This is a genomic window from Amycolatopsis sacchari, from assembly GCF_900114035.1.
Taxonomy (GTDB): Bacteria; Actinomycetota; Actinomycetes; order Mycobacteriales; family Pseudonocardiaceae; genus Amycolatopsis_E; species Amycolatopsis_E sacchari.
This window is the reverse complement of sequence record NZ_FORP01000001.1, coordinates 328,409-351,916: the sequence shown is the minus strand read 5'-3', so window position 1 is coordinate 351,916 and position 23,508 is coordinate 328,409. Positions and strand designations below refer to the sequence as shown.

Annotated in this window: 23 protein-coding genes; 5 read left to right on the top strand and 18 right to left on the bottom strand. The window is 72.9% G+C overall.

What is annotated here, in order from left to right; translation table 11 throughout:
• Nucleotides 1–6 precede the first annotated feature (6 nt).
• From BMZ92_RS01700 to BMZ92_RS01690, 3 genes are read right to left on the bottom strand one after another with little or no spacing between them, the layout of a single operon-like run.
• On the bottom strand, nt 7–1,545 hold the full coding sequence (locus BMZ92_RS01700) for a glycerol-3-phosphate dehydrogenase/oxidase (protein ID WP_091503813.1): 1,539 nt from the start codon (nt 1,543–1,545) through the stop codon (nt 7–9).
• Between the two features lie 23 nt (nt 1,546–1,568).
• Nucleotides 1,569–3,086, bottom strand: a complete 1,518-nt coding sequence (gene glpK / locus BMZ92_RS01695) for a glycerol kinase GlpK (RefSeq protein ID WP_091503811.1) — start codon at nt 3,084–3,086, stop codon at nt 1,569–1,571.
• Nucleotides 3,087–3,103: 17 nt separating this feature from the next.
• The gene (locus BMZ92_RS01690) at nt 3,104–3,919 is read right to left on the bottom strand and encodes an MIP/aquaporin family protein (RefSeq protein ID WP_091503809.1); all 816 of its coding nucleotides are present in this window, start codon (nt 3,917–3,919) and stop codon (nt 3,104–3,106) included.
• Nucleotides 3,920–4,121: 202 nt separating this feature from the next.
• On the opposite strand from BMZ92_RS01690, the gene BMZ92_RS01685 reads away from it, so the two are divergent.
• Both BMZ92_RS01685 and glpK (BMZ92_RS01680) read left to right on the top strand, forming a co-directional pair.
• Nucleotides 4,122–4,886 (top strand): IclR family transcriptional regulator, encoded by a 765-nt coding sequence (locus BMZ92_RS01685; RefSeq protein ID WP_091503808.1) that lies wholly within the window; start codon nt 4,122–4,124, stop codon nt 4,884–4,886.
• A gap of 90 nt (nt 4,887–4,976) precedes the next feature.
• Nucleotides 4,977–6,491, top strand: a complete 1,515-nt coding sequence (gene glpK / locus BMZ92_RS01680) for a glycerol kinase GlpK (RefSeq protein ID WP_091503806.1) — start codon at nt 4,977–4,979, stop codon at nt 6,489–6,491.
• Here the strand turns inward: glpK (BMZ92_RS01680) and BMZ92_RS01675 are convergent.
• The gene (locus BMZ92_RS01675; protein WP_091503805.1) at nt 6,478–7,419 is read right to left on the bottom strand and encodes a helix-turn-helix transcriptional regulator; all 942 of its coding nucleotides are present in this window, start codon (nt 7,417–7,419) and stop codon (nt 6,478–6,480) included. The genes glpK (BMZ92_RS01680) and BMZ92_RS01675 overlap by 14 nt on opposite strands.
• Before the next feature lie 94 nt (nt 7,420–7,513).
• On the opposite strand from BMZ92_RS01675, the gene BMZ92_RS01670 reads away from it, so the two are divergent.
• Nucleotides 7,514–8,038 carry a DinB family protein gene (locus tag BMZ92_RS01670; protein WP_091503803.1) on the top strand — a complete coding sequence of 175 codons (525 nt, stop codon included), beginning with the start codon at nt 7,514–7,516 and terminating at the stop codon, nt 8,036–8,038.
• Nucleotides 8,039–8,785: 747 nt separating this feature from the next.
• On the opposite strand, the gene BMZ92_RS01665 is transcribed toward BMZ92_RS01670, so the two are convergent.
• Nucleotides 8,786–9,160 carry a DUF5997 family protein gene (locus tag BMZ92_RS01665; protein WP_091503802.1) on the bottom strand — a complete coding sequence of 125 codons (375 nt, stop codon included), beginning with the start codon at nt 9,158–9,160 and terminating at the stop codon, nt 8,786–8,788.
• Nucleotides 9,161–9,219: 59 nt separating this feature from the next.
• Between BMZ92_RS01665 and BMZ92_RS01660 the strand changes: the two genes are divergently transcribed.
• Nucleotides 9,220–9,912, top strand: a complete 693-nt coding sequence (locus tag BMZ92_RS01660; RefSeq protein WP_091503800.1) for a LysR family transcriptional regulator substrate-binding protein — start codon at nt 9,220–9,222, stop codon at nt 9,910–9,912.
• A 3-nt stretch (nt 9,913–9,915) separates the two neighbouring features.
• Here the strand turns inward: BMZ92_RS01660 and BMZ92_RS01655 are convergent, their stop codons facing one another.
• From BMZ92_RS01655 to BMZ92_RS01640, 4 genes are read right to left on the bottom strand one after another with little or no spacing between them, the layout of a single operon-like run.
• Nucleotides 9,916–11,061: a Gfo/Idh/MocA family protein gene (locus BMZ92_RS01655; protein ID WP_091503799.1), complete on the bottom strand. Its 1,146-nt coding sequence runs from the start codon at nt 11,059–11,061 to the stop codon at nt 9,916–9,918.
• A gap of 33 nt (nt 11,062–11,094) precedes the next feature.
• Nucleotides 11,095–11,877 (bottom strand): ATP-binding cassette domain-containing protein, encoded by a 783-nt coding sequence (locus tag BMZ92_RS01650; RefSeq protein WP_218153367.1) that lies wholly within the window; start codon nt 11,875–11,877, stop codon nt 11,095–11,097.
• Between the two features lie 5 nt (nt 11,878–11,882).
• Nucleotides 11,883–12,935 carry an ABC transporter permease gene (locus tag BMZ92_RS01645; protein WP_091503797.1) on the bottom strand — a complete coding sequence of 351 codons (1,053 nt, stop codon included), beginning with the start codon at nt 12,933–12,935 and terminating at the stop codon, nt 11,883–11,885.
• Nucleotides 12,936–12,940: 5 nt separating this feature from the next.
• Nucleotides 12,941–13,939: a substrate-binding domain-containing protein gene (locus BMZ92_RS01640; RefSeq protein WP_091503796.1), complete on the bottom strand. Its 999-nt coding sequence runs from the start codon at nt 13,937–13,939 to the stop codon at nt 12,941–12,943.
• A gap of 129 nt (nt 13,940–14,068) precedes the next feature.
• On the opposite strand from BMZ92_RS01640, the gene BMZ92_RS01635 reads away from it, so the two are divergent.
• The gene (locus tag BMZ92_RS01635; RefSeq protein ID WP_245782827.1) at nt 14,069–15,100 is read left to right on the top strand and encodes a LacI family DNA-binding transcriptional regulator; all 1,032 of its coding nucleotides are present in this window, start codon (nt 14,069–14,071) and stop codon (nt 15,098–15,100) included.
• A gap of 276 nt (nt 15,101–15,376) precedes the next feature.
• Here BMZ92_RS01635 and BMZ92_RS01630 read toward each other — a convergent pair whose 3' ends face one another.
• From BMZ92_RS01630 to BMZ92_RS01590, 9 genes are all read right to left on the bottom strand, one after another.
• Nucleotides 15,377–16,270 (bottom strand): PfkB family carbohydrate kinase, encoded by an 894-nt coding sequence (locus tag BMZ92_RS01630; RefSeq protein ID WP_091503793.1) that lies wholly within the window; start codon nt 16,268–16,270, stop codon nt 15,377–15,379.
• Nucleotides 16,267–17,718 (bottom strand): purine-cytosine permease family protein, encoded by a 1,452-nt coding sequence (locus tag BMZ92_RS01625; protein ID WP_091503791.1) that lies wholly within the window; start codon nt 17,716–17,718, stop codon nt 16,267–16,269. The genes BMZ92_RS01630 and BMZ92_RS01625 overlap by 4 nt, the downstream gene beginning before the upstream one ends.
• Nucleotides 17,715–18,725 (bottom strand): ADP-ribosylglycohydrolase family protein, encoded by a 1,011-nt coding sequence (locus BMZ92_RS01620; RefSeq protein ID WP_091503789.1) that lies wholly within the window; start codon nt 18,723–18,725, stop codon nt 17,715–17,717. The genes BMZ92_RS01625 and BMZ92_RS01620 overlap by 4 nt, the downstream gene beginning before the upstream one ends.
• The gene (locus tag BMZ92_RS01615; RefSeq protein ID WP_091503788.1) at nt 18,722–19,438 is read right to left on the bottom strand and encodes a GntR family transcriptional regulator; all 717 of its coding nucleotides are present in this window, start codon (nt 19,436–19,438) and stop codon (nt 18,722–18,724) included. The genes BMZ92_RS01620 and BMZ92_RS01615 overlap by 4 nt, the downstream gene beginning before the upstream one ends.
• Nucleotides 19,439–19,550: 112 nt before the next feature.
• A complete protein-coding gene (locus BMZ92_RS01610; RefSeq protein WP_091503786.1) occupies nt 19,551–20,570 on the bottom strand; it encodes a medium chain dehydrogenase/reductase family protein in 1,020 nt (339 codons plus the stop codon).
• 77 nt (nt 20,571–20,647) lie between these two features.
• Complete coding sequence (locus tag BMZ92_RS01605; RefSeq protein WP_091503785.1) at nt 20,648–21,235, bottom strand: TetR/AcrR family transcriptional regulator; 588 nt, start codon at nt 21,233–21,235, stop codon at nt 20,648–20,650.
• A gap of 16 nt (nt 21,236–21,251) precedes the next feature.
• Nucleotides 21,252–22,391: a glycosyltransferase gene (locus tag BMZ92_RS01600; RefSeq protein WP_091503783.1), complete on the bottom strand. Its 1,140-nt coding sequence runs from the start codon at nt 22,389–22,391 to the stop codon at nt 21,252–21,254.
• Between the two features lie 27 nt (nt 22,392–22,418).
• Nucleotides 22,419–23,159 carry an SDR family NAD(P)-dependent oxidoreductase gene (locus tag BMZ92_RS01595; protein ID WP_091503782.1) on the bottom strand — a complete coding sequence of 247 codons (741 nt, stop codon included), beginning with the start codon at nt 23,157–23,159 and terminating at the stop codon, nt 22,419–22,421.
• Nucleotides 23,156–23,407 carry an Atu4866 domain-containing protein gene (locus BMZ92_RS01590; RefSeq protein ID WP_091503780.1) on the bottom strand — a complete coding sequence of 84 codons (252 nt, stop codon included), beginning with the start codon at nt 23,405–23,407 and terminating at the stop codon, nt 23,156–23,158. Before BMZ92_RS01590 ends, BMZ92_RS01595 begins: the two co-directional genes overlap by 4 nt.
• Nucleotides 23,408–23,508 lie beyond the last annotated feature (101 nt).

Genomic DNA, 23,508 nt, shown 5'->3' with positions numbered 1-23,508 from the left:
CGGGCCTCAGACCAGCGCGCCCTGGAGGAGCTCCGCGACACGCGCGCGGATCTCGGGGGTGTCCAGGCCGCGCACGGTCAGCGTGGTGCGGCGGCGCAGGACGTCGTCGGGCTCGCACGCCCACTCCCGCTCGATCGCGTACACCACCTGGGCCCAGATGTCGGGTCCATCGGGGTGCACGCGCTCGAGCAGGGCGGGGTTTTCGAGCCCGAGCGCGAGCAGCTCGTGGCTGACCGAGCCGTAGTGCCGCGCCAGGTGGGCGGCGACGTCCTGCGGCAGCTCCGGGGCGGCACGCAGCAGCACGTGCTCCACCGCCTCGGGGCTCGCCGCGCCGGGCAGCGGCGCGTTGACCGGACCGGGCGTGGCTTGCGGCAGCCGCGTGCGCAGCTGCTTGAGCACCTTCCGGCCGATGTCGCGGAACGTCGTCCACTTGCCGCCCGCGATGCTGATCATGCCGCCGCGCCCGACGCTGACCACGGTCTCGCGCTTGGCGTGCTGGGTGTCGCCCTCGCCGCCGGGCAGCACGCGCAGCCCCGCGAACGAGTACACGATGTCCGACCGGCGCAGGTGCTCCTCCCCGATCGACAACCCGGCCTCGCCGAGGATCTGGTCCACGTCGGCGTCCGTGGGGCGGACGTCGCCCGGGTCGCCCCGGTACTCCTCGTCGGTGGTGCCCAGCAGCAGCCGCCCCTCCCAGGGGATGGCGAAGGACACGCGACCGCCGTCGAGCGGGGTGGTGACCGCGGCGTCCCACGTGCCGTGCCGCCGCAGCACGAGGTGCGTGCCCTTGGACAGCCGCATGCTGGGCCGTGCGGCCGGGTCCTCCAGCCGCCGCAGGTGGTCGACCCATGGCCCGGCCGCGTTCACGACGACCTCGGCGTCGACGCCGAACTCCTTACCGGACAAGGTGTCCCGGACGTCCACACCGGACACCTGCCCACCGGCGGTGCGCAGTCCGAGCACCTCGGCGTGGTTGAGCAGCACGGCACCGGACGCGGCGGCGGCCCGCGCGGTGGTGACCGCGAGCCGGGCGTCGTTCATCTGGTGGTCGTGGTAGATGCCGCACGCCGTCAGCGCGTCCGCGCGCAGGCCCGACACGTACTGCTGCGCCCGAGCGGGCGAGATGATGTGCCCGATGCCGTCGGCGAAGCCGGACAACGCCGTGTAGGCGAGCATCCCGGCACCGATCGTCACCGGCCCGTGCGGACCGCCGCGGCGCAGTGCCACGAGGAACGGCAGCGGGCGCACGTGGTGCGGGGCCACCGTGGTGCCGAGCGCGCGGCGTTCACGGTGGTTCTCCCGCACCAGCTTGACGTTGCCCATCGCCAGGTACCGCAGACCGCCGTGCACGAGCTTCGACGAGGCGCTGGAGGTGGCCGACGCGAAGTCGCCCTTCTCGACCACCGCCACGCGCAGCCCGGCCCTGGCGGCCTCCCACGCGGTCGCGAGCCCGACGATGCCGCCGCCGATCACCAGCACGTCGAACCGGCCGGTGGTCAGCAGCTCCGTGGTCCGGGCCCGTTGCCCGGCAAGGGATTCGTGCACGTGTCCTACTTCCTTCGCTTCCGTCAGTCCGCGTCGATCCAGCCGACCGTGCGGGAAACCGCTTTCTTCCAGCCCGCGTAGCCCTCGGCCCGCTGCTCATCGCTCCACGTGGGCTCCCAGCGGCGGTCCTCCTGCCAGTTCTGCTCCAGCTCGTCCGTGGAGCCCCAGAACCCGACCGACAGGCCGGCGGCGTAGGCGGCGCCGAGCGCGGTGGTCTCGGCGACGACCGGCCGCGATACCGGCACGCCGAGGATGTCCGCCTGCAGCTGCATGCACAGCTGGTTCGCGGTCACCCCGCCGTCCACCCGCAGCACCTCCAGCTCGACGCCGGAGTCCGCGGTCATCGCCTCCACCACGTCGCGGCTCTGGTAGCAGATCGCCTCCAGCGTCGCGCGCGCCACGTGCGCGTTGGTGCTGTAGCGGGACAGGCCCAGCAGCGCGCCCCGGGCGTCGGAACGCCAGTACGGCGCGAACAGGCCCGAGAACGCCGGGACGAAGTAGACACCGCCGTTGTCCTCGACCTGGCTCGCCAGCGCCTCGCTCTGCGCGGCACCGCTGATGATGCCGAGCTGGTCACGCAGCCACTGCACGGCCGAGCCGGTGACGGCGATCGAGCCCTCCAAGGCGTAGACCGGCTTCTCCTCGCCGAACTGGTAGGCGACCGTGGTGAGCAGCCCGTGCTGCGAGCGCACGAGCTCGTGGCCGGTGTTGAGCAGCAGGAAGTTGCCGGTGCCGTAGGTGTTCTTGGCCTCGCCGGGCCGGAAGCACAGCTGGCCGACGGTCGCCGCCTGCTGGTCGCCGAGCACCCCGGCGAGCTTCACCTCGCCGCCGAACGGCCCGTTCGCGCGGGTCACGCCGTGCAGTTCGGGGTTCCCGGACGGGAGGATGAACGGCAGCATCTGGCGCGGGATGTCGAAGAAGGACAACAGCTCGTCGTCCCAGTCCCACGTCTCCAGGTTCATCAGCATCGTGCGGCTGGCGTTGGTGGGATCGGTGATGTGCACCCCGCCGTCGACGCCGCCGGTGAGGTGCCACAGCAGCCAGGTGTCCATCGTGCCGAAGATCGCGTCGCCCGCCTCGGCCGCGGCACGCACCCCGTCGACGTTCTCCAGGATCCACTGCAGCTTGCCCGCGGAGAAGTACGTCGCGGGCGGCAGGCCCGCCTTCTGGCGGATGACGTCGCCGCGGCCGTCCGCGTCGAGCGCGGCGGCGATGCGGTCGGTGCGGGTGTCCTGCCAGACGATCGCATTGGTGTAGGGCCGGCCGGTGCGCCGGTTCCACACCACGGTCGTCTCGCGCTGGTTGGTGATGCCGACCGCCGCGAGGTCGCTCGCCCGCAGGTCGCCCTTGGTGAGCGCGCTTTCGATGACCGCGCGGGTGCGTTCCCAGATCTCGGTCGGGTTGTGCTCGACCCAGCCGGGCCGCGGCAGGATCTGGTCGTGCTCCAGCTGGTGGCGCACGATCTCGTTGCCCCCGTGGTCGAAGACCATGAACCGGGTGCTGGTCGTGCCCTGGTCGATCGCGCCGACGAACTCGCCCATTGTCGTCACCTTCCTGCTCAGGCCTTGGCCTCGACGGGGATCCGCCCGGGCTCGGCCGGCCCGGCGGTGGGGAGGAACCGGCCGACGAGCAGCCGGTAGAGACCGACGCCGACGACGCCGCCGATCAGGGGGCCGACGATCGGCACCCAGAAGTAGGGGTTGCCGTACTGGTCGAGCCACGCGCCGTCGTAGCCGGTGAGGAAGGACGCGAGCCGCGGGCCGAAGTCACGGGCGGGGTTGATCGCGTACCCGGCGTCGGTCCCCCACGCCATGCCGATGCCCACGACGACGGCGCCGACGATGATCGGCGAGGCCCACTGCGGGGGCACGAGGTTGCGCGCGTCGGTGATCGCGGCGACGAGGAACAGCAGGATCGCGGTGCCGATGATCTGGTCGCGCAGCGCGCCGAGGTCGCTCACGGGCAGCGTGCCGTTGCCCGGCAGGGTCGAGAACACGCCCTGGGTCTTGATGGTGTGCCCCGGGTCCGCGGCCGACAGGACCTCGCTGTAGTTCCACCGCACGAGCAGCGCGGCGACGAACGCGCCCGCGGTCTGGGCGAGCACGTACGGGGCGACCTTGCGCCACGAGAAGTCGCGGAACACCGCCAGCGCCACTGTCACCGCGGGGTTGAGGTGTCCGCCGCTGATGCGGGCGGAGACGAACACGCCGAGCACCACGCCGAGGCCCCAGGCCCACGCGATGCTGTCGTGGTCACCGATGCCGGCGGCCGCGACCTGCGCGACCACGCCCACGCCGAACAAGATCAGGATGAGGGTGCCGGCGAATTCCGCCAGCACCTCGCCGGCGAGCCCGCCGGCCTTGAGACGCTCCATTGCCACCTCCGAACCCAGTCCCGCCACGCCACCGGGGCGGGTGCCGGGGACGTTAGGAAGCGATCACGGGGGCGACAACGGGGGCCGTTCGGCATCGTCGAACGCCCGATCTCGCGCACGGGGGTGGCCCGCGCCGAACGGCAGCTCGGGCGCGGGAGGTGCGGTCGGCATTGTCGAACGGAAAGGGGTTAAGGTTCGCGTCGTGCCGGGCCCCATCCAGTCCATCGAACGCGCCGCCGCGATCCTGCGGCTGCTCGCGCGCGGGTCGGGCAGGCTCGGGCTGGCCGACATCGCCGCCGGGCTGGGGCTGGCGAAGGGCACCGCGCACGGGCTGCTGCGCACCCTGCAGGGCGTGGGCTTCGTCCACCAGGATCCCGTATCCGGCCAGTATTCACTCGGGGACGCGTTGTCGCACCTCGGTCCCGGCTACCTCGACGCCAACGACCTCCGCTCGCGCGCGAGCAACTGGGCCGACGCGCTCGCCGCCCGCAGCGGGGAGGCGGTGCGGCTCGGCGTGCCGGACGGCGGCAGCGTGCTGGTGGTGCACCACGTGTTCCGGCCGGACGACACGCAGCAGTCGCTCGACGTCGGCAGTTCCCAGCCGCTGCACGCGACCGCGCTCGGCAAGGTGCTGCTCGCGTTCGACGCCGACCTCGCCCAGACCGTGCTGTCGGGCGCGCCCGAGCCCTACACCCGCCGCACCCTCACCACGGGGGCGGCGCTGAGCGGCGCGCTGGCGCGGATCCGCGAGGCGGACTGGGCGGCGGAGGTGGAGGAGTTCGTGCCCGGCGAGGCCGGTGTCGCCGCGCCGATCCGCTCGTTCGGCGGGCTCGTCGTCGGCGCCATCGGCATCACCGGCGCGGTCGACCGGCTCTGCGACACCCGCGGCAGGCCGCGCCCGGCGCTCGTGCAGAGCGTCCGGGACGCGGCACTCGCGGTGAGCCGCGATCTGGAGACCGACCGCTAGGGAGTGTTGCAGAAGTGGCGCCAGCCGGTGCCGCGTACTCCGAATCGGCCTTGGTTAACCTCGGGGCATGAAACGGCCGGAGGTCCGCTGATGCCCGCGCACCACGTGATGGCGATCGACCAGGGCACGACGTCCACCCGCTGCCTGGTGTTCGACCAGCGGGCGCGGCTCGTCGCCGTCGTGCAGCGCGAGCACCGGCAGCACTTCCCGCGCCCGGGCTGGGTCGAGCACGACGCCACCGAGATCTGGCGCAACGTCGACCGGATCGTGCCGCAGGCGTTGCGGGAGGCGGGGATCGACGCGAGCCAGGTGGCGGGGCTGGGCATCGCGAACCAGCGGGAGACCACCGTGCTGTGGGACCGCCACACCGGTGTCCCCGTCGGCCGCGCGGTGGTGTGGCAGGACACCCGCACCGAGGACCTCGTCCGCGAACTGTCGGCGCTGCCCGGCGCGGAGCGGGTGCGGGAACGCAGCGGGCTGCCGCTGGCGACGTACTTCTCCGCGCCCAAGGTGCGCTGGCTGCTCGACCACACCCCGGGCCTGCGTGAGCGCGCCGAACGCGGCGACGTCCTGTTCGGCACCATGGAGAGCTGGCTGATCTGGAACCTCACCGGCGGTGCCCACGGCGGCAGCCACGTCACCGACGTCACCAACGCCAGCCGCACCCTGCTGATGAACCTGTCCACATTGGACTGGGACGACGACCTGCTGGCGTTCTTCGGCATCCCGCGGGCGATGCTGCCGGAGATCCAGCCGTCCGCGCGGGAACACGGCATCACCCGCCGCGTCGTGCCGGGGCTGCGCATCGCGGCGGCACTCGGCGACCAGCAGGCGGCGTTGTTCGGCCAGACGTGCTTCGACGCGGGTGAGGCCAAGTGCACCTACGGCACGGGCAGCTTCCTGCTCATGAACACCGGCACGGAACCGGTGTCCTCGCGGCACGGGCTGCTGACCACGGTCGCGTTCCAGCTCGACGCCGAGCCCGCCCACTACGCGCTGGAGGGCTCGATCGCGGTCACCGGCTCGCTCGTGCAGTGGTTCCGCGACGCGCTCGGGCTCATCCGCACGGCGCCGGAGATCGAAACCCTCGCCAGGACCGTGGACGACAACGGCGGCTGCTACATCGTGCCCGCCTTCGCGGGGTTGTTCGCCCCGCACTGGCGCAGCGAGGCGCGCGGCCTCGTCGTCGGGCTGACCTCTTACGTCACGAAGGGCCACCTCGCCCGTGCGGTGCTGGAAGCGACGGCGTGGCAGACCCGTGAGGTTGTCGAGGCCATGAACGCCGACTCCGGGCTGACCACGAAAGCGCTCAAAGTGGACGGTGGGATGACGCCGGACCACCTGCTGATGCAGCTCATCGCGGACGTGCTGGACGTGCCGGTGATGCGCCCGATGCTCGCCGAGACCGTGTCCGTCGGCGCCGCCTACGCCGCGGGGCTGGCCGTCGGGTTGTGGCCGGACCTCCGCGGGCTGCGCCGCAACTGGCACCGCGCCGCGCAGTGGCTGCCGCAGATGCCCGCCGCCCGCCGCGAGGCCGAGTACGCGAACTGGCGGCACGCCGTGCGGCTGAGCATCGACTGGGGCAACCGGGCTACGCGCGGCTGAAGCGCGCGCCCCAGTCCCGCACCTGCTCGGCGAGCTCGGGCGGGGACACCACCTCGAAGTCGGCGCCGACGACGCCGAGCGCCATCGTCGGCCAGTCCAGCGACTCCGCGGTCATCCGCACGCGGCACGACTCGCCCGCCTCCTCGACCGTGCACCACCGGCCGATCCGTTCCCGCACCGTCGCCGCCGGGGCGTGCACGAGCACCTCGACGTCGTAGGCGCGGTAGAGGTTGTCGAGGTTGCGGCGCACGAACTCGGCGGCGTCCGCGGCGGGCAGCTCGCGGGGCCGGAACCGCTCGCCGGTGACCGCGGGCGAGGTGAGCCGGTCGACGCGGAAGCTGCGCCAGTCGTGCCGGACGAGGTCGTAGGCCACCAGGTACCACCGGTTCCCGAGCGACACCAGCCGGTGCGGCTCGGCGTGCCGGTCGGTGCGGGTGCCGTTCGCGGCGGTGTAGGTGAAGCGGACGCGTTCGGCGTCCCGGCACGCCAGCGCGACCGTCGTGAGCACGCCGGGGTCCACTCCCCCGCCGCGCCAGCTCGCGGGCACGGTCATCGCCCGCAGCGCGTCGACCCGGTGCCGCAGCCGTCGCGGCAGCACCTGCACCACCTTGGCCAGGACGCGGACGGAGGACTCGGCGATCCCGTCCACGGGGCCCTGCGCCGCGGTCTGCAACCCCACCACGAGCGCGACGGCCTCATCGTCGTCGACCACCAGCGGGGGCAGCGCCGCGCCGGCCGCGAGCTGGTACCCGCCGTCGACCCCGCGTTGCGCCTCGACCGGATAGCCCAGCTCGCGCAGCCGGTCCACGTCCCGCCGGAGCGTGCGGGGCGAAACGCCGAGCCGCTCCGCCAGTTCGGCGCCGGGCCAGTAGCGGTGGCTCTGCAGCAGGGACAGCAGCCGCAGGGTGCGCGTGCTCGTGTTCGCCATGTTTCCGATTCTGCCGCGCATTGCGGCCGGAAACTGGCCGCAATGCCGGTTAGCTTGGGTTTCGACGGCGAAACCGAGACGAAAGGCGGCGGCCATGACCCAGGCGACGATCACCGGCGAGAAGGCGGACCTGCTGGCCGGGCTGGCGAAGCAGCGGCACTTCCTGCGCTTCACCACGCGCGACCTCACCGACGACCAGGCGCGGCAGCGCACCACCGCGAGCGAGCTGTGCCTCGGTGGCCTGATCAAGCACGTGACGTCGGTGGAGAAGGGCTGGGCGGAGTTCATCCGGCGCGGCCCGGCGGCGATGCCGAACTTCGCGGAGATGACGGAGGAGGACTACGCCCGGCGCGCGGACGAGTTCCGGCTGCTGCCCGGCGAGACGCTGACCGGGGTGCTGGCGGATTACGCCGAGGTGGCGCGGGAGACCGACGAGCTGGTCGCGGGCCTGCCGAACCTCGACGTGGACCACCCGCTGCCCGAGGCCCCGTGGTTCGAGCCCGGCGGCCGGTGGTCGGCCCGCCGCGTGGTGCTGCACATCATCGCGGAAACCGCCCAGCACGCCGGCCACGCCGACATCATCAGGGAGTCCCTGGACGGCGCGAAGAGCATGGGCTGAGCGGCGCGGGGAGGTCGCATGGCAGGTGGGGTTGGGGGTGGGGGCGGCTTTGGCCTGGGCCGCCAGCGGCGGCCGGGGCCCGCTCCCGGTGACCGGGGGCCAGGGGGCTGCCGTCAGTGACCGGAGGGCCCGCCGCCGGGGCCACGGGCGCTGCCACCGGCGGCCCGAGGGCCGGGGCCTGCTGCCGGTGACCGAGGGCCCGCCACCAGGGACCGGGAGCCCGCCCCCGGCGGCACGGGCTGCCACCGGCGGCTGCCACCGGCGGCCCGAGGGCCGTCACCGGTGGCCGGGGCCCGCATCGGCGGCCCAGGTGCCTGCACCGGGGCCGGGGGGCTGCTGCTGGTTGCCAGGCCGCGGCGACGCATCGCCCCGGCCGGGCCTCCCCCGCAGTCAGCTACCGACGGCGCGAGGGTCCTGTGCCTTCAGGCGGGCAGCGCCGCGCATCGCCCCCGGCCCGGCCGCCGCGGCCCCGTCAGTCTCGATGCCGTCCGTTCAGCCACAGCACAGCGCACCCGACAGCACCGGCCGGGCGCCGCAGTCAGTCACTACCGGCGGCCATGGTCAGGCGCGGTCGGTCCCCTGCAGCCGGGCGGCAGCCGCAGCGCCCAGCCCGGCCACGCCGCAGCCAGTCACCACCGGGGGTCACGGTCAGGCGTGGTCAGTCCCCTTCAATCGCGCGGCAGTTGCAGCGCCCCAGGCCCGGCCACCGCCGCAACCAGCCACCCCCAACGACCACCAGCGGCAGGATCAGCCCCGGTCCTGGCCCTTCAGCCGCGCCGCTTCCTGGCGGACCTCCGCCTGAACCGCGCGCTCCCGCACGAGCCACTCCGGCTGCTCCGCTTTCAGCGCGTCGATCTGCTCCGTCGTCAGCGGCTCCGTGATCCCGCCGCGTGCCAGCCCGCTGATCGACACCCCGAGCTTCGCCGCGACGACGGGGCGCGGGTGCGGCCCGTTGCGCCGCAGCTCCCGCAGCCACTCCGGCGGATCGGCCTGCAGGGCGTTCAGCTCGTCGCGCGAGACGACGCCCTCCCGGAACTCCGCGGGAGTGGCTTCGAGGTACACACCCAGCTTCTTCGCCGCCGTGGCGGGCTTCATCGTCTGGGTGGTCTTGCGCGAGGTCATGCCGTCCAGGGTAACGAGCGCCCGCCGCGGGGCCGACCACGCCCGGTAACCTGGCCCGCGTGACCAGCCCCGCCCCCTCCTTCACCCTCGCCTACGTCCCCGGTGTGCAGCCGGGCAAGTGGGTGCGGAAGTGGGAGGAGCGGGTGCCCGCCGTCCCGCTGTCACTCGTCGGCGTGACACCGGCCGACGCGGCGGACCTGGTTCGCGAGCGCGCCGCCGACGCCGTGCTCCTGCGCCTGCCCACCGACCGCACGGGCCTGCACGCCATCCCGCTCTACACCGAGACCACCGTCGTCGTGGTGCCGAAGGACCACTTCGTCGCGGCCGCCGACGAGGTCACGCCGGACGACCTCGCCGACGAGATCCTCCTGCACCCGCTCGACGACACCCTCGACTGGGAGCGCCCACCCGGCCGCCCGGCCCTGGAGCGCCCCGCCACCACGGCCGACGCGATCGAACTGGTCGCCGCCGGGGTGGGGCTGCTCGTCGTCCCCCAGTCGCTCGCACGCCTGCACCACCGCAGGGACCTGACCTACCGGCCGGTCACGGACACCCCGCAGTCCCGCGTCGCGCTGTCCTGGCTCGAGGACGAGACCACCGACCTGATGGAGCAGTTCATCGGCATCGTCCGCGGCCGCACCGTCAACAGCACCCGCGGCCGCCCGCCGACTCCCCCGCAGCCGAAGAAGCGCAAGCAGCCGCCGGCCCGCAAACCCGTGCCACGCCGCGGCAGGCCACGCCGCAGGTCCTGATCGTCAGCCGGCACGAGCCGAGGCGATCACCGCTTCGACGAGCTTCAGCACCCGCACGCCCTCTTCGAACGTCGCGCACGGCGGCAGCTCCTTGACGCCCGCGATCTGGTCCACAAAGGACCGTGCCTGGTAGGTGAACAGGTCCGCGACGCCGTGTCCCTGCCCGGGCGCGTCCATCGGCAACCCGCCCGCGAGGTGCGCGGGCCCCACGAACACGCGCCGGTGCCCGTTGACCGCCGCGCGCGGGGCCGGATCGGAGAACGTGAACTCCCCGGGGCGCTGCAGGTCGAACGCGGCCGACCCGCCGGTGCCGAACACCTCGAACGCCAGTCCGTTGGGCAGCCCGTGCGCCACCCGCGACAGCGAGAACGTGCCGAGCGCGCCACCGGCGAACCGGGCGGTGAACGTCGCGACGTCCTCGTTCTCGACCACCGCGTACTCCCCCGTCAGCTCGCCGCGCGTGTGCCCGGTCGTCGGTCCGGCGGGCACGGGGCGCCGGTCGATGACCGTCGTGAACGCGCCACCGCTGATCGAGACCATCGGTCCGCACAGGTACTCGGCCAGGTCGAGCAGGTGGCTGCCGGTGTCGGCCAGCACCCCCGTGCCCGGGCCGCCGCGGTAGCGCCACGTCCACGGCGTGCGCGGGTCGGCGGCGTAGTCGTACCAGCCGTGGCCGTTGAAATGCACGACATCGCCGAGGTTTCCGGCGGTCAGCTCCCCGCGGATGGCGCTGACTGCGGGCGACCACCGGTAGGTGAAGCCGACGGCGGCGACGCGATCGGTGCGGACGGCCGCCGCGGCCATCGCCTCGCCGTCCGCCACGGTGTGCGCCAGTGGTTTCTCGCACAGCACGTGCTTTCCGGCCGCCAGCAACGCTTCCGCCATCTCGCGGTGCAACTGGTTCGCCACCACGACGCTCACCGCGTCCACGTCGCCGGCGTCCAGCAGGGCGCGCCAGTCGGCTTCGGCACGTTCGAAGCCGTACCGGCGGCGAGCGTCCTCGGCGAGCGAGGTGGTGACGTCGGCGATCGCCACCAGCCGGACGTCCGGCCGGTCGAGGCCGAACACCGTGCCCGCGGACCGGTACCCGGCGGCGTGCGCCCGTCCCGCCATGCCCGCCCCGATCACGGCGACGCCGATGCTCGTCATCCGGCCCCTTTCAGCAGTGCACGGCGAGCGGGTTCACGGCTGCGCCTCCAGTTCGTGCCGCAGCGTTTCCAGCTCCGACCCGCCCGCCATGTGGTGCGTCAGCTGGTCGAGCGTCAGCTCGGCGCGGGGCGCGTTCAGCTCGACCTCGCCCTGCCGCAGCACGACGAAGTGGTCGCCGACGAGGAAGGCGTGGTGCGGGTTGTGGGTGATGAACACGACGCCCAGCCCGGCGTCACGCGCCGCGGCGACGTACTTGAGCACGACGCCGGACTGCTTGACCCCCGGCGCCGCCGTCGGCTCGTCGAGGATCAGCACCCGCGCCCCGAAGTGGATGGCACGCGCGATCGCCACGCACTGCCGCTGCCCGCCGGACAGGCTGCCGATCGGCTGGTCCACGTCGGGCAGCTCGATGCCCAGCTTCCGCAGTTCCGAGTCGGTCGTGCGGCGCATGCCCTCCACGTCGAGCCTGCGGACGGGGCCCCAGCCGCGCGTCGGCTCCGAGCCGAGGAAGAAGTTCCGCCACACCGGCATCAACGGCACGACGGCGAGGTCCTGGTACACCGTCGCGATGCCGCGGTCGAGCGCCTCGCGCGGGGAACCGAAGCTCACCGGCGCGCCGTCCACGAGGTACTCCCCCGTGTCGTGCCGGTGCAGCCCGGAGATGATCTTGATCAGGGTGGACTTGCCCGCGCCGTTGTCCCCGAGCACGCACGTCACCTCGGCCTGCCGCACGGTCACGCTCACGCCGCGCAGCGCGGTGATGTTGCCGTAGCTCTTGCCCACGTCGCGAAGCTCCACAAAGGCCTTGCCCGCCAACGGTTTCACCTCCGCGAGGTGCGCAGCCGCACCCACATGTTGAGCAGCGTGGCGAGCAGGAGCGTCGCGCCGACGAAGAACTTCAGCCAGTCCGGGTTCCACCCGGCGTAGACGATGCCCTGGGTGGTCATGCCGTAGATCAGCGCACCGATGGCCGAGCCGACCGCCGAACCGTAACCCCCGGTGAGCAGGCAGCCGCCGATCACCGCGGCGGCGATGTAGAGCAGCTCGTTGCCGATCCCGATGCCGGACTGCACCGAGTCGAACGCGAACAGCTGGTGCATGCCCACGAACCAGGCGCCGAAACCGACCGTGACGAACAGCCCGATCTTGGTCCGTTTCACCGGCACGCCGACCGCCCTCGCGGAGTCGGCCTGCCCGCCCACCGCCTGGATCCAGTTGCCCGCGCGCGTGCGCAGCAGCAGCCACGTCGCGAGCGCGACGAACGCCAGCCACCAGAACACCGTGACCTTGACCGCGACCCCGCCGATCACGATGTCCGCCGAGAACACGGCCTTCGCCGAGGCGAACCCGTCCATGTCGGCTATCGAGTCGGTCGCGACGGTGCCGCTGACCAGTTTCGTCACGGCCAGGTTCAGCCCCTGCAGCATCAGAAACGTCGACAGCGTGATGAGGAAGCTGGGCAGTTTCGTGCGCATCACGAGGTAGCCGTTGAGGAACCCGATCCCCAGCGCCAGCACCAGCGACGCGCCGACGCCTGCCCACACGTTGAGGCTCAGCTCGTAGGCGACCATCGACGCGGTGAGGGAGGCCGTGGTGACCGCGACCCCCGCGGAGAGGTCGAACTCGCCGCCGATCATCAGCAGCGCGACCGCGACGGCCACGATCCCGATCGTCGAACTCGAATAGAGCACAGTGGACAGTGACGCCGGTTCGCGGAAGGGCGGTGCCACCACGAAGAACAACACGAACACCGCCACCGCGCCGAGCAGGGAGCTCAGCTCCGGCCGCGCGACGACACGCCGCCCGAACGACCGGGGGCGGGCCTGTGCCGACGGCGTGCCCGCCGCCGGCACGGGAGTGCTGACGTGGGTCATGCGCCTCACCGGGTTCCGTTGTCGGCGAAGCGGGCTACGGCGTCGATGTTGTCCTTGGTGATGAACGCCGGGCCGGTCAGCGTGCTCTTGCCGCCGCCGAGCACGTTGCCGTTGTACTTGTACAGCCACAACGCGTCGACGGCGAGGTAGCCCTGCAGGTACGGCTGCTGGTCGACCGCCCACTGCACGGAACCGCTCTTGATGGCCTGGACGAGCGCCTTGTTCGTGTCGAACGTGGCGACCTTGGCGGAGCTGCCCGCCCCGCTCACCGACTGCACGGCGAGCAGCGCCATCGGCGCGCCGAGCGTCGCGACGTAGTCGATACCCCTGTCCTGCTGGAGTTTCGCCTGCATCGTCGACTGCGCCGCGGTCTGGTCCTGGCCGTTGACGTAGAGCAGTTCGGTCTGCCCGCGGAAGGTCTGCTTGAGACCCGCGCACCGCGCTTCGAGCGCGACCTGCCCCTGTTCGTGGATGACGCACAACGCGTGCCGCGCGCCGACGTCGTTGAGCCGGTTGCCGAACGCCTGTCCCGCCAGGGTTTCGTCGGAACCGAAGTACTCCAGGAGGCCCAGCTGCGACCACTGGTCCAGACCGGAGTTGAAGCCCACCACGGGGATGCCTGCCGCCTTCGCCTTGGCGAGCGCGCCGCTCATCGCGTCGGGGTGGGCGAGGGTGAGCGCGATGCCGTCGACCTTCTGGTCGATGGCGTTCTGCACGAGGTTCGCCTGGTTCGGGCCCGCCGGGTCGTTGGAGTAGACCAGGTCGACGTTGTCCTTGGCCGCCGCGGCCTCCGCCCCCTTGCGCACGATGTCCCAGAACGTGTCACCCGGCGTCTCGTGCGTGATCATGGCGATCCTGATCCGGGCGGTGTTCGCGGTACCGGCCGCAGCGCCCGCCGCCTGCTGCTCGGCCTGCTTGCCACCGGAGCTGCTGCAGCCGGCCAGCATCAGCGCGACGGCGGCGAGCGTGGCGAGCCAGGCGAGCCTGCGGTTCCTCTTCTGCATACCTGCACCTCTTCGTGCACGGAGGGGAACGGAGCCTGTCGCGCGCTACTAGCGCGCTCTAGTGCGACGTACTATGGTGCCCGTCACACCCCTTGTCAAGCCCTCCCTGCGCCGGGACAGGCGGGAACCATGGCAGACGACTTTCCGCGGCGCCGCCCCACGATGGCGGACGTCGCCGCGCGTGTAGGCGTGTCACGGGCGTTGGTGTCACTGGTGTTCCGGGGCGAACCCGGTGCCGGCGAGGAAACCCGGGCGCGGGTCTTCGCCGCCGCGCGGGAGCTGGGGTACCGGCCCGACAGCGCCGCACGCCTGCTCGCGCGCTCCCGCAGCCGCGTGCTGGGCGTGATGCTGACCGTGCGCAACCTGTTCCACGCCGACCTCGTCGAGGCGATCCACCCGGAGGCGGAACGGCGTGGCTACGAGATCCTGCTGTCGGCCGCGCTGCCCGAGTGCGGCGAGCGGCGTGCGGTGGAGGCGTTGCTGTCGCACCGTTGCGAGGGCCTGATCCTGCTCGGCGGTGAGCTGGACGCGGACTACGTGCGTGAACTGGGCGAACGGATCCCGGCGGTGGTGGTCGGCCGCCGGTTCCCCGGCGCGCGGGTGGACGCGGTGCACGTCGCGGAGACCAAGGGGGTGCGGCAGATCGTGGACCACCTGGTCGGCCTCGGCCACCGGTCGATCGCCCACATCGACGGCGGCAACGGCGCGGGCGCGGCAGAGCGGCGTCGCGGTTACCTCGCCGCGATGCGCAGGCACGGGCTGGCAGCGGAGATCCGCGTCCTGCCGGGCGACCACACCGAGGATTCCGGTGCCCGTGCCGCCCGCGCGCTGCTCGCCGACCGCGCGCACCTGCCGACCGCCGTGTTCGCCGGGAACGACCGGTGCGCGCTCGGGTTCCTCGACGCCGTGTGGCGCGCGGGGCTGGAGGTGCCGCGCGACGTGTCGGTGGTGGGCTACGACGACAGCCACCTGGCCCGCCTGTCGCACATCGACCTGACGTCGGTCAGGCAGGACACCCCGCGGCAGGGGCGGCTCGCGGTGCAGGCGGTTGTGGCGCGGCTGGAGGACCCGGATGCTCAGCCGCGGGAACTGGTGCTGCAGCCGCAGCTCGTGGTGCGCGGCACCACCGGACCGCCACCCGTGGCCGCCATAGCGCGGTGATCACGGCGCGGCGAGAACCCGCCGCTCAGCCGTCGAACGCGCGGCGCTCGTATGGAGCGAACCATTGAACCGCGGCCGCTGGCCACCACACGGCGGTGATCGTGGGGTGGCGAGGAACGGCTGCCCAGCCAAGAAAACCCGCGCCCACTCGTATTGCGCGGGACCACCGGACCGCCACCCGTCCCCGCCACACGGCGGTGATCACCGCGCGGCGAGGAACGGCTCAACCCCGGGGAACACGCGGCAACTGGCACACCGACCGTCGCTCGTGACCGATCACCGCGTGGCGAGGAAGCGGTCGATCCGCTCGCGGGACGGCGCCGTCGCCGGGCCCCGTTGGAGCACTGACAGCGCCGCCGCCGCGTTCGCGCGGACCGCTGCCGTTTCGAGGTCGGCACCGGCGAGCAGGGCCGCGGCGAGCACGCCGCAGTGGGTGTCCCCGGCGCCGTTCGTGTCGATCGGGACCACCGGAAAGCCCGGCACGGCAACGGTCCGGCCCTCAGCGATGATCCGGCAGCCGTCGGCACCGTCCCGCACGACCGCCACCGCACCCGGTTTCGGCAGCTGCTCGATCAGAGTGCCGAGAACACGAGCCTCGGCCGCGTTCGCCGACACGATGTCCACAGTGGACAGCACCTCCGCCAGCGTCGCGGGATCGATCTCCCCGACCAGCGGTCCCGGGTCGAACAGCACGCGAGCCCCGTCCAGGCCGGGCAGCCACGCCCGCAACGCCGCCCGGTTCGACTCGTGCAGCAGGCTGTAGCCGCTGACGTACACCAGGTCCTCGCGCGTCACCCCGACCCCGGCGAGCTGGTCCGGCAGCAACCGGCCCTCCGCGCCCGTGCCGGTGACGAAAGTGCGCTCGCCGGTCGCGTCCACCAGCACCACGCACACGCCCGTGTCCCCGGAGTCCGCAGGCGGTTGCGCCACCTCGATGCCCTCGACGGCGAGCGCCGCGCGGACCTGGTCGCCGAAGCGGCCGGTGCCGTGCGCCCCGGCGTAGACGACGCGCGCCCCCGACCGGGCGGCCGCGGACATCACGTTGAAGCCGCCGCCCGCGTGCAGCCCGGTTTCCGACGCCAGCACGTCGCCGCCGGGCGCGGGCAGTGCGGGCACCCGCATGACCAGGTCCACGATCACCTGGCCGGTGTGCACCAGCCGGCCGGTCACCGGGCCTCCACGCGACGGGCACCGCCGAGCAGCGCGTACAGCCCCGCCGCCACGACGAACGTGATCACCCAGCCCAGCCCGTTCCGCCCCGGCCAGCTGCCGGCGAAGACCCCGGTGAACCACACGTCGTCCCCGGAACCCGCGGTCGTGAACTGGTAGCCCACGACGATCGCCAGCGCCCACGCCGCGACCGCCCTCGGCTCGACCCCGCCGCGGTAGAAGTACCGGCTGGTGCGGCGCAGGTCCATCAACGCGGCGGGGTCGTAGGTCTTCCGGCGCAGCATGTCCGTCGCGAACACGCCGACCCACGCCGTGATCGGCACCGCGAGCAGGCTGATGAACGCGATGAACGGGTCGTAGAAGTTGTCGGCGACGAGCATGAAGTAGATCGCGCCGAGCGTGGTCACCACGACGTCGACGACCACGGCGTAGACGCGCTTGATGCGGATCCCCAGCGTCAGCGTGGTCAGGCCCGCCGAGTACACCGACAGGTGGTTGGACAGCAGCAGCCCGCCGAACGCGGCGATCAGGTACGGCACCGCCATCCACGCCGGCAGCATCCCGCGGATCGCGGCGACCGGGTCCCCCGCCTGCGCCAGCGTCGGGTCGCCCGCCGACAGCAGGCTGCCCAGCGAGATGAGCAGCACCAGCGGGATGCCCGCGCCGACGGCCGCCGAGGCGACGAGCGACCCGGCGCGCACCGCCGGGTGCTGGTAGCGGGACATGTCCGCCGACGCGTTGGCCCAGCCGATGCCGGTGCCCGCCGCGATCGTGCCGATCCCCGCGATCATCGCGCCGACCGACGCGGGCGGCGCCGAACCGACCGCGTTCCAGTCCACAGTGGACACCAGGCTCACCGCGACGACGATGTTCAGCGCGCCGAAGATCCACGTCGCCCAGCGCTGCACGGCCACGAGCACGCGGTGCCCCAGCCCGGACACGATCACCGTGCACACGACGAACACCGCGATGCACACGATCGTCAGCACGGGCACCGACTTCGCGTCCGAACCCGTGCCGAACAGGATGGCGCACAACGACAACAGCGCGAACGCGGCGGTCGTGGTGTTGACCGTCTCCCAGCCCAGCCGCGAAACCAGCGAGACGAGCGTGGGCCCGGCGTTGCCGCGCACGCCGAACACCGCGCGGGACAACGTCAGTCCGGGCGCACCCCCGCGGCGCCCGGCGATCGAGACCGCGCCGACGATGGCGAACGAGCCGACCGACCCGAGCAGCGCGACGATCGCGGCCTGCCAGAAGGCCAGGTGCTGGATGGCGACGAGCGTCGCGCCCAGCGGCAGGCCGAGGATCGAGATGTTGGCGGCGAACCACACCCAGAACAGCTGCATCGGGTGGCCCGTGCGCTCGTTCTCGGGCACCGGTTCGATGCCGCGGGTCTCCAGCGCGCCCTCGGCGCGGACGCTCGTGTCGGTGGTCTCGGTAGTCATCGGGCGCTCCTTTGGGCCGAAGAACGAAGGTCGAGCAACCCGTCGACGACGGGTCCGAGGTCGAGGTGGCTGACCCGGCGCACGGTGGCGACGAGGTCGGCGGGCAGGCCGGACAGCCCGTGCTGCGCGCCGAGGACGGCGCCGCACATCGCGGCGATCGTGTCGGTGTCGCCGCCCAGTTCCGCGGCGAGCGCCAGCGCTTCCACAGGCCGGTCGCCGAGCGCTTCGGCGAGCGCGAACGCGGCGACCACGGATTCCTGTGCGGCGACGGACGTTCCGACCACCTCCGCCACGGCGTCGGCGAGCTCGGGCACGTCCATACCCCGCACCCAGCCGCGGACCCAGCGGAGGCGCGCCGCGATGTCCCCGCCCGCGCTCCAGTGCCCGCGCCGCGCCCCGGCGGCGGCCGCCTGTTCGGCGTGGTCGAGCGCGGCGGGCAGGTCCGCGCCCTCGATCCCGGCGGACACGGCGGCGGCGACGGCCGCGGCGCCGGCGATGCCCAGGCTCGTGTTGTGGGTGAGCCCGCTGGCGGCGACGACGGCGTCGAGCAGGACGTCCAGCCCCGGTGGCGTGGCGATCGCGACCGGGGTGATCCGCATCGCGGCGCCGTTCGTGGTGCCGTACCGGCCCGCCTCCTCAGGCGGGGTGCCCGACTCCAGCAGCTGCAGCGCGCGTTTGGTGGACGGGCCCAGCAGGTCGGAGAGGTTGCGCCGCACCATGTCGGCCTCCCAGTCCAGCAGCGCCTTCGCGAAGACCATCGGGTCGATCCGGCCCCCGCCCTCGATCAGCAGGCGCGCCACCAGCACGGCCTGCTCGGTGTCGTCGGTGACCGAGCCCGCGGGCAGGCTCGGGGCGATGGGCTGCTCGGGCACGGCGTCCAGCAGCGTGCGGACCGGGCCGTAGTGCGCGGCGATCTGCTCGCGGGACATCGACTGCGTGGGCATGCCCAGCGCGTCGCCGAGTGCCAGTCCGGTGAAGGCGCCGAGCGCGCGCTCGCGGGTGTTCATCGTGCTCCGAAGGTCAGGTGGAACCGGAACCGGGCGGGGTCGAGCAGGCTGACGACGTGCTCGACGAGCCCGCCCGACGGATCGGTGCTGGTGCGGGTGGCGTGCAGGAACAGCTCGCCGACAGGCCGTTCGAGCAGGGCGGCGGTGTCCTCGGTGAGGGCCTGCGTGCCGATCCACTGCTCGCCTCCGGCGGCGTGCAGCCCGGCGGAGGCGAGCGTGGCGGTGAGGGAGTTGCGAAGCAGGCCGCGCTCGGGCAGTTCGGCGAGTTCCCCCGTGGCGGGCACGAGCGCGACCTCGTACGAGACCGGCCCCGCCTCGCGGTCCCGGCGAAGTCGCCGCACAGCAACGAATTCGGGGATCTCGAACCGCTCCGTCAGCGCGGCGGCGGTGGTCCGCTCGATGCCGAGCAGTTCCGTCGCGATGTCGAACCCGGAGCCCGCGAGCGCGGTGGCCCAGCCGAGCGACTGGTCGAGCTGGACCCCGTCGAACGTGACGAACGAGCCGACGCCGCTCTGCGTGGCGATGAGGTCCCGGCGCTGCAGCTCGGACAGCGCACTGCGGACGGTGCCGCGGCTGACCCGGTACCGCTCGGCCAGCTCGTGCTCCCCCGGCAGCTGGTCGCCACGGGCGAGCCTGCCGGAGTGGATCTGCCGCTCGAGGTCGGCCACGAGCCGGTCCCGCTTCCCGAAGCGAACCTGTCCAGTCCTGTCCATACCTGTACAGTAACCCGGCGGGAAGGGCCGATCAAGCGGCGGGGAGACCGGGCGCCGCCGCTCGATCGGCCCTGACCGGCGGCCTTGGGCTCGAAAGTCAGGCCGACCTGCGTCAGGGGACCAGCACGACCTTGCCGGTGACGGTGTGCGACTCGGCCAGCTCCAGTGCCTTGCCCGCCTCCGCGAGCGGGAAGCGCGCCGCCACCTGTGCCCGCAGTTCACCGCGTGCGGCGAGGGCGAACACGGCGCCGAGGTCTTCGGCGAGCCGCGCCCGGAAGCGCGCGAGGTTCCGCTTGCCCGCCCAGATGTTGTAGAAGTGCGCGCGGCGCCGGTTGGGCAGCAGCCGCCACCACAGCAGCCGCGCGAACAACTTCAGCACCGGGAGCCGCGAGTTCCCCTCATGGTCCTTTGTGGACGCCGTGCCGTAGGCGACGAGCGTGCCGCCGGGGGCCAGCAGGCGGAAGGAGTCCACGATCCCGGGCCCGCCGACGTGGTCGAACACGGCGTCCACTCCCCCGGGCGCCACGGCACGCACCTGGCCGGGCACGTCGCCGCGGTAGTCGACCGGCAGCGCGCCCAGCGCGCGGACGGCCTCGAAGTTGCGGGCCGACGCCGTGCCGAGCACGCGCACCCCGGCGGCGCGCGCGAGCTGCACGAGCGTCGAACCGACGCCGCCGTTCGCCCCGTGCACCAGGATCGTCTGCCCGGCACGGACCTTCGCGGTCCGGTGCAGCATCTGCCAGGCCGTGATGCCGTTGACGACGAACGTCTCCGCCTCGGCCGGGTCCAGTCCGTCCGGCACCGGCACGAGATCCGCCGCGTCGAGCACCACGTGGCTGCTCCAGCCGCCGATCTTGGTCATCGCGGCGACGCGCCGTCCCCGCAACGCCTCGTCGACCCCTTCGCCGGTCTCGACGACGGTGCCCACCAGGTCGTAGCCGGGCACGAACGGGAACGGGGGCTGGTCGAAGTACTTGCCGCGGCGCATCTGCTGCTCGGCGAACGAGACCCCGGTGGCCTCGACGGCGACCAGCGCCTGTCCCGCCCCGGCCGGCGGCAGTTCGCGGCGGTTGAGCACGAGGCCCCGTGGCTCGACCCGGCCCGGCAGGACGATTTCGGTGATGGTGGTCATGGTCTGCTCCTTGGTAGTGAGTGATTGGTCAGTCACTGCACGGTCCGAAAAAAGGCCCGGCGACCCGGGCTGGTCGTTCAGCCCCGAGGCCCGGTGTCATGGGCCTTCGGGTGCCGGATACCGGCGGTGAGCACCGCGGCCCAGCCGCCGCGGTGGCCGTCGAGTTCGAGTGTCGTGATCAGGTGGCACAGCTGCCCGTAGGCGATGAACCGCTGCACCGACTCGTCCTTCGCCCCCGAACGCGACCGGACGTACTCGGTCACGCGGGCCAGGCCCTGCCGGACGGCCTCGGCGATCTCCGGCACGTCGCACGCCGACTGGGCGTGCACCTGCAACATCAGCAGGTTCTTGTCCGTGATCAGCTCCGCGTACGCGCCGCCCATCTCGTACAGCACCTGCTCCGGGTCGGCGGCGTCCGTGCGCGCGGCGCCCTTCCCCAGCGCCTGCACCACCAGCTCGTAGCAGCGGTCCAGCGCCGCCACGAACAACGCCACCTTGCCGGGGAACAGCTTGAACACGTACGCCGGGGAGATCTCCGCCCGCGCGGCGACGGCCGTGATGGGCGTGTTGTGGTACCCGGACTTGGCGAACTCCGCGATGGCCGCGTCGACGACCGCCTCACGCCGGGCGTCGGAGGTGGAGAGCGTGGCACCGCGTTTCGTCATGTGAGTGACTGTACACTCACTCCTGGCCGGTCCGCAAATAGGTGCGCCCCTTCCAGGCCGCACCCCGCCCGCGCCAGTGCTGCACCGCGGAGTCCACCGTCATCAGCAGGTAGAGCGTCGCGGTGACCGGCAGCAGCAGGGCGGCGGGCCAGGGCTGGCCGTAGTGGCGCAGCATCGGCACGAACGTCAACGCCATCACGAGCCACGCGAGCGCCGCGACGCCACTCGTGACCGGGTCGCCCAGCAGCGCCCCGGTCACGGTCAGCGCCGGCGGGGCGAGGAACACCAGCCCGAGGCCGAGCACGGTCCCGGCGAGCAAAGGCGGCGAATACCGGAGTTGCGTGTAGGCGCTGCGGGAAACCATGCGCCACAACGATTCCAGCGTCGGGTACGGCCGGACGCTGCGGGCGTGCTCGGCCAGCCCGAGCCAGATCCGGCCACCGCTGCGCTTGATCGCGGTGCCGAGCGCGACGTCGTCGATCACGGCACCGCGGATCGCGGCCACTCCCCCGGCCCGCTCCAGCGCCTCGCGCCGCACCAGGCAGCAGCCGCCCGCGGCCGCCGCGGTCCGCGAGCCCGGGCGGTTGACGCGCCGGAACGGGTAGAGCATCGCGAAGAAGTACACGAAAGCGGGCACGATCAGGCGTTCCCACCGGGTTCGCGTGCGCAGGACGGCCATCTGCGAGACAAGGTCGTGCTCCCCCGCCGACTCGACGAGAGCCGTCAGCGACCCGGGGTCGTGGGCGATGTCCGCGTCGGTGAGCAGGAGCCAGTCCGCGTCACCCGCGGCCGCCACGCCGTGCGCGACCGCCCACAGCTTGCCCGTCCAGCCGGGCGGCATCGGGCCCGGCGACGTGACCGTCAGCGGAAGCCCGCCGTTCCCGGCGAGCCGCCGCGCGACGTCCGCCGTGCCGTCGCCACTGCCGTCGTCGACCAGGACCACCCGCGCCTGACCGGGATACCGCTGGGCGAGCAGGCCAGGCAGCGTGTGCGGCAGGATGTCCGCCTCGTCGCGTGCGGGCACGACGACGGCGACCGACGGCCAGGCCGCAGGCGTGCGCCGGGGTGGTAGCCGCTGGTCGGTGCGCCAGAACCCGCCCTGCGCCAGAGCCAGCCACAACCACGCCAGCAACGCCACCCCCGCGACCACGATCATGTGCGCAGCGTGCCAAACGGCGGCCGGTCAGTGCGCGGTGAGGCCCCCGTCCACGACGAACTCGGCCCCGGTGACGAACGAGGACTCGTCGGAGGCCAGGTACACCATCACCGGCGCGACCTCCTCCGGGCGTCCCGCGCGGCGCATCGGGGTGCGCACGATGTCGGGCTGGCCGTCCCCCTGCTCGTCGAGGAGGTCCTGGATCATCGGGGTCGCGATCACGCCCGGGTGCACGGAGTTCACGCGCACGCCGCGGGTGGCGTACTCGACGGCGGCGGTCTTGGTGAGCAGCCGCACCGCGCCCTTGCTGGCCTGGTACGCCGCGGCGGCCCCGCTGCCCACGAGGCCGAGCACGGACGAGGTGTTGATCACCGACGCGGCACCCGAGGCCCGCAGCAGCGGCAGCGTGGCCCGCATGCCGAGCCACGTCCCGGTCTGGTTGACGGCGATCACCCGGTCCCAGGCCTGAAGGGTGGTGTCCTCGATCCCCGGCCAGTCCACGATGCCCGCGACGTTGACCAGCACGTCGAGCCTGCCGAAGCGGTCGCGAACCAGCCCGGCGACCTCGCCCCACTGCGCGGCCGAGGACACGTCGAGACGGGCGGGCAGCGCGCCGAGCCGCGTGGCCAGCTCGTGCACCGCGTCCCCGTCGACGTCGGTGAGGACCAGGCGGGCGCCCTCGCGGGCGAACAACTCGGCCGTCGCGCGCCCGAGCCCGCCGGTGGCACCGGTGACCAGCGCGACCTTCCCGTCGAGGCGGCCGGTCACGAGCGCTCCTCGCGGTAGAGGACCAGGTGCTCGTGGTAGAGCACGCCGTCGCGGATGTCGCCGGTGGCGGTGAAGCCCGTGTCGTCCACGTAGTCGAGGTGGTTCCCGGTGACGGTGTAGCGGCCGGTGTAGGCGCTGCGCCGGTTTCCGCGTGCCTCGTCGTAGCGCCCGTCGGCACGCAGTTCCTGCCTGATGTAGCCGTCGGCGGTGACCCACATGCCGACGACGTCCACGTCCTTCGTCTCCATGGAGCCGAGTCTTCGCGGCGGCGCGGCCCGGTGGCAGGGTGCGCTTCGCCTGGGTGCGCCACACCCAGGCGAACCGTGAGAGGGTGCACGCGGCGAGATCA

Coding starts and splice junctions, on each gene's coding strand:
- BMZ92_RS01620 (WP_091503789.1), bottom strand. CDS start 18,725: ATGAACACCCGCGAGCGCGCGCTCGGCGCCTTCACCGGACTGGCACTC.
- BMZ92_RS01600 (WP_091503783.1), bottom strand. CDS start 22,391: ATGATCGTGGTCGCGGGGGTGGCGTTGCTGGCGTGGTTGTGGCTGGCT.
- BMZ92_RS01675 (WP_091503805.1), bottom strand. CDS start 7,419: ATGGCGAACACGAGCACGCGCACCCTGCGGCTGCTGTCCCTGCTGCAG.
- glpK (WP_091503806.1), top strand. CDS start 4,977: ATGCCCGCGCACCACGTGATGGCGATCGACCAGGGCACGACGTCCACC.
- BMZ92_RS01625 (WP_091503791.1), bottom strand. CDS start 17,718: ATGACTACCGAGACCACCGACACGAGCGTCCGCGCCGAGGGCGCGCTG.
- BMZ92_RS01665 (WP_091503802.1), bottom strand. CDS start 9,160: ATGACCTCGCGCAAGACCACCCAGACGATGAAGCCCGCCACGGCGGCG.
- BMZ92_RS01670 (WP_091503803.1), top strand. CDS start 7,514: ATGACCCAGGCGACGATCACCGGCGAGAAGGCGGACCTGCTGGCCGGG.
- BMZ92_RS01655 (WP_091503799.1), bottom strand. CDS start 11,061: ATGACGAGCATCGGCGTCGCCGTGATCGGGGCGGGCATGGCGGGACGG.
- BMZ92_RS01590 (WP_091503780.1), bottom strand. CDS start 23,407: ATGGAGACGAAGGACGTGGACGTCGTCGGCATGTGGGTCACCGCCGAC.
- glpK (WP_091503811.1), bottom strand. CDS start 3,086: ATGGGCGAGTTCGTCGGCGCGATCGACCAGGGCACGACCAGCACCCGG.
- BMZ92_RS01640 (WP_091503796.1), bottom strand. CDS start 13,939: ATGCAGAAGAGGAACCGCAGGCTCGCCTGGCTCGCCACGCTCGCCGCC.
- BMZ92_RS01610 (WP_091503786.1), bottom strand. CDS start 20,570: ATGACCACCATCACCGAAATCGTCCTGCCGGGCCGGGTCGAGCCACGG.
- BMZ92_RS01635 (WP_245782827.1), top strand. CDS start 14,069: ATGGCAGACGACTTTCCGCGGCGCCGCCCCACGATGGCGGACGTCGCC.
- BMZ92_RS01615 (WP_091503788.1), bottom strand. CDS start 19,438: ATGGACAGGACTGGACAGGTTCGCTTCGGGAAGCGGGACCGGCTCGTG.
- BMZ92_RS01690 (WP_091503809.1), bottom strand. CDS start 3,919: ATGGAGCGTCTCAAGGCCGGCGGGCTCGCCGGCGAGGTGCTGGCGGAA.
- BMZ92_RS01645 (WP_091503797.1), bottom strand. CDS start 12,935: ATGACCCACGTCAGCACTCCCGTGCCGGCGGCGGGCACGCCGTCGGCA.
- BMZ92_RS01605 (WP_091503785.1), bottom strand. CDS start 21,235: ATGACGAAACGCGGTGCCACGCTCTCCACCTCCGACGCCCGGCGTGAG.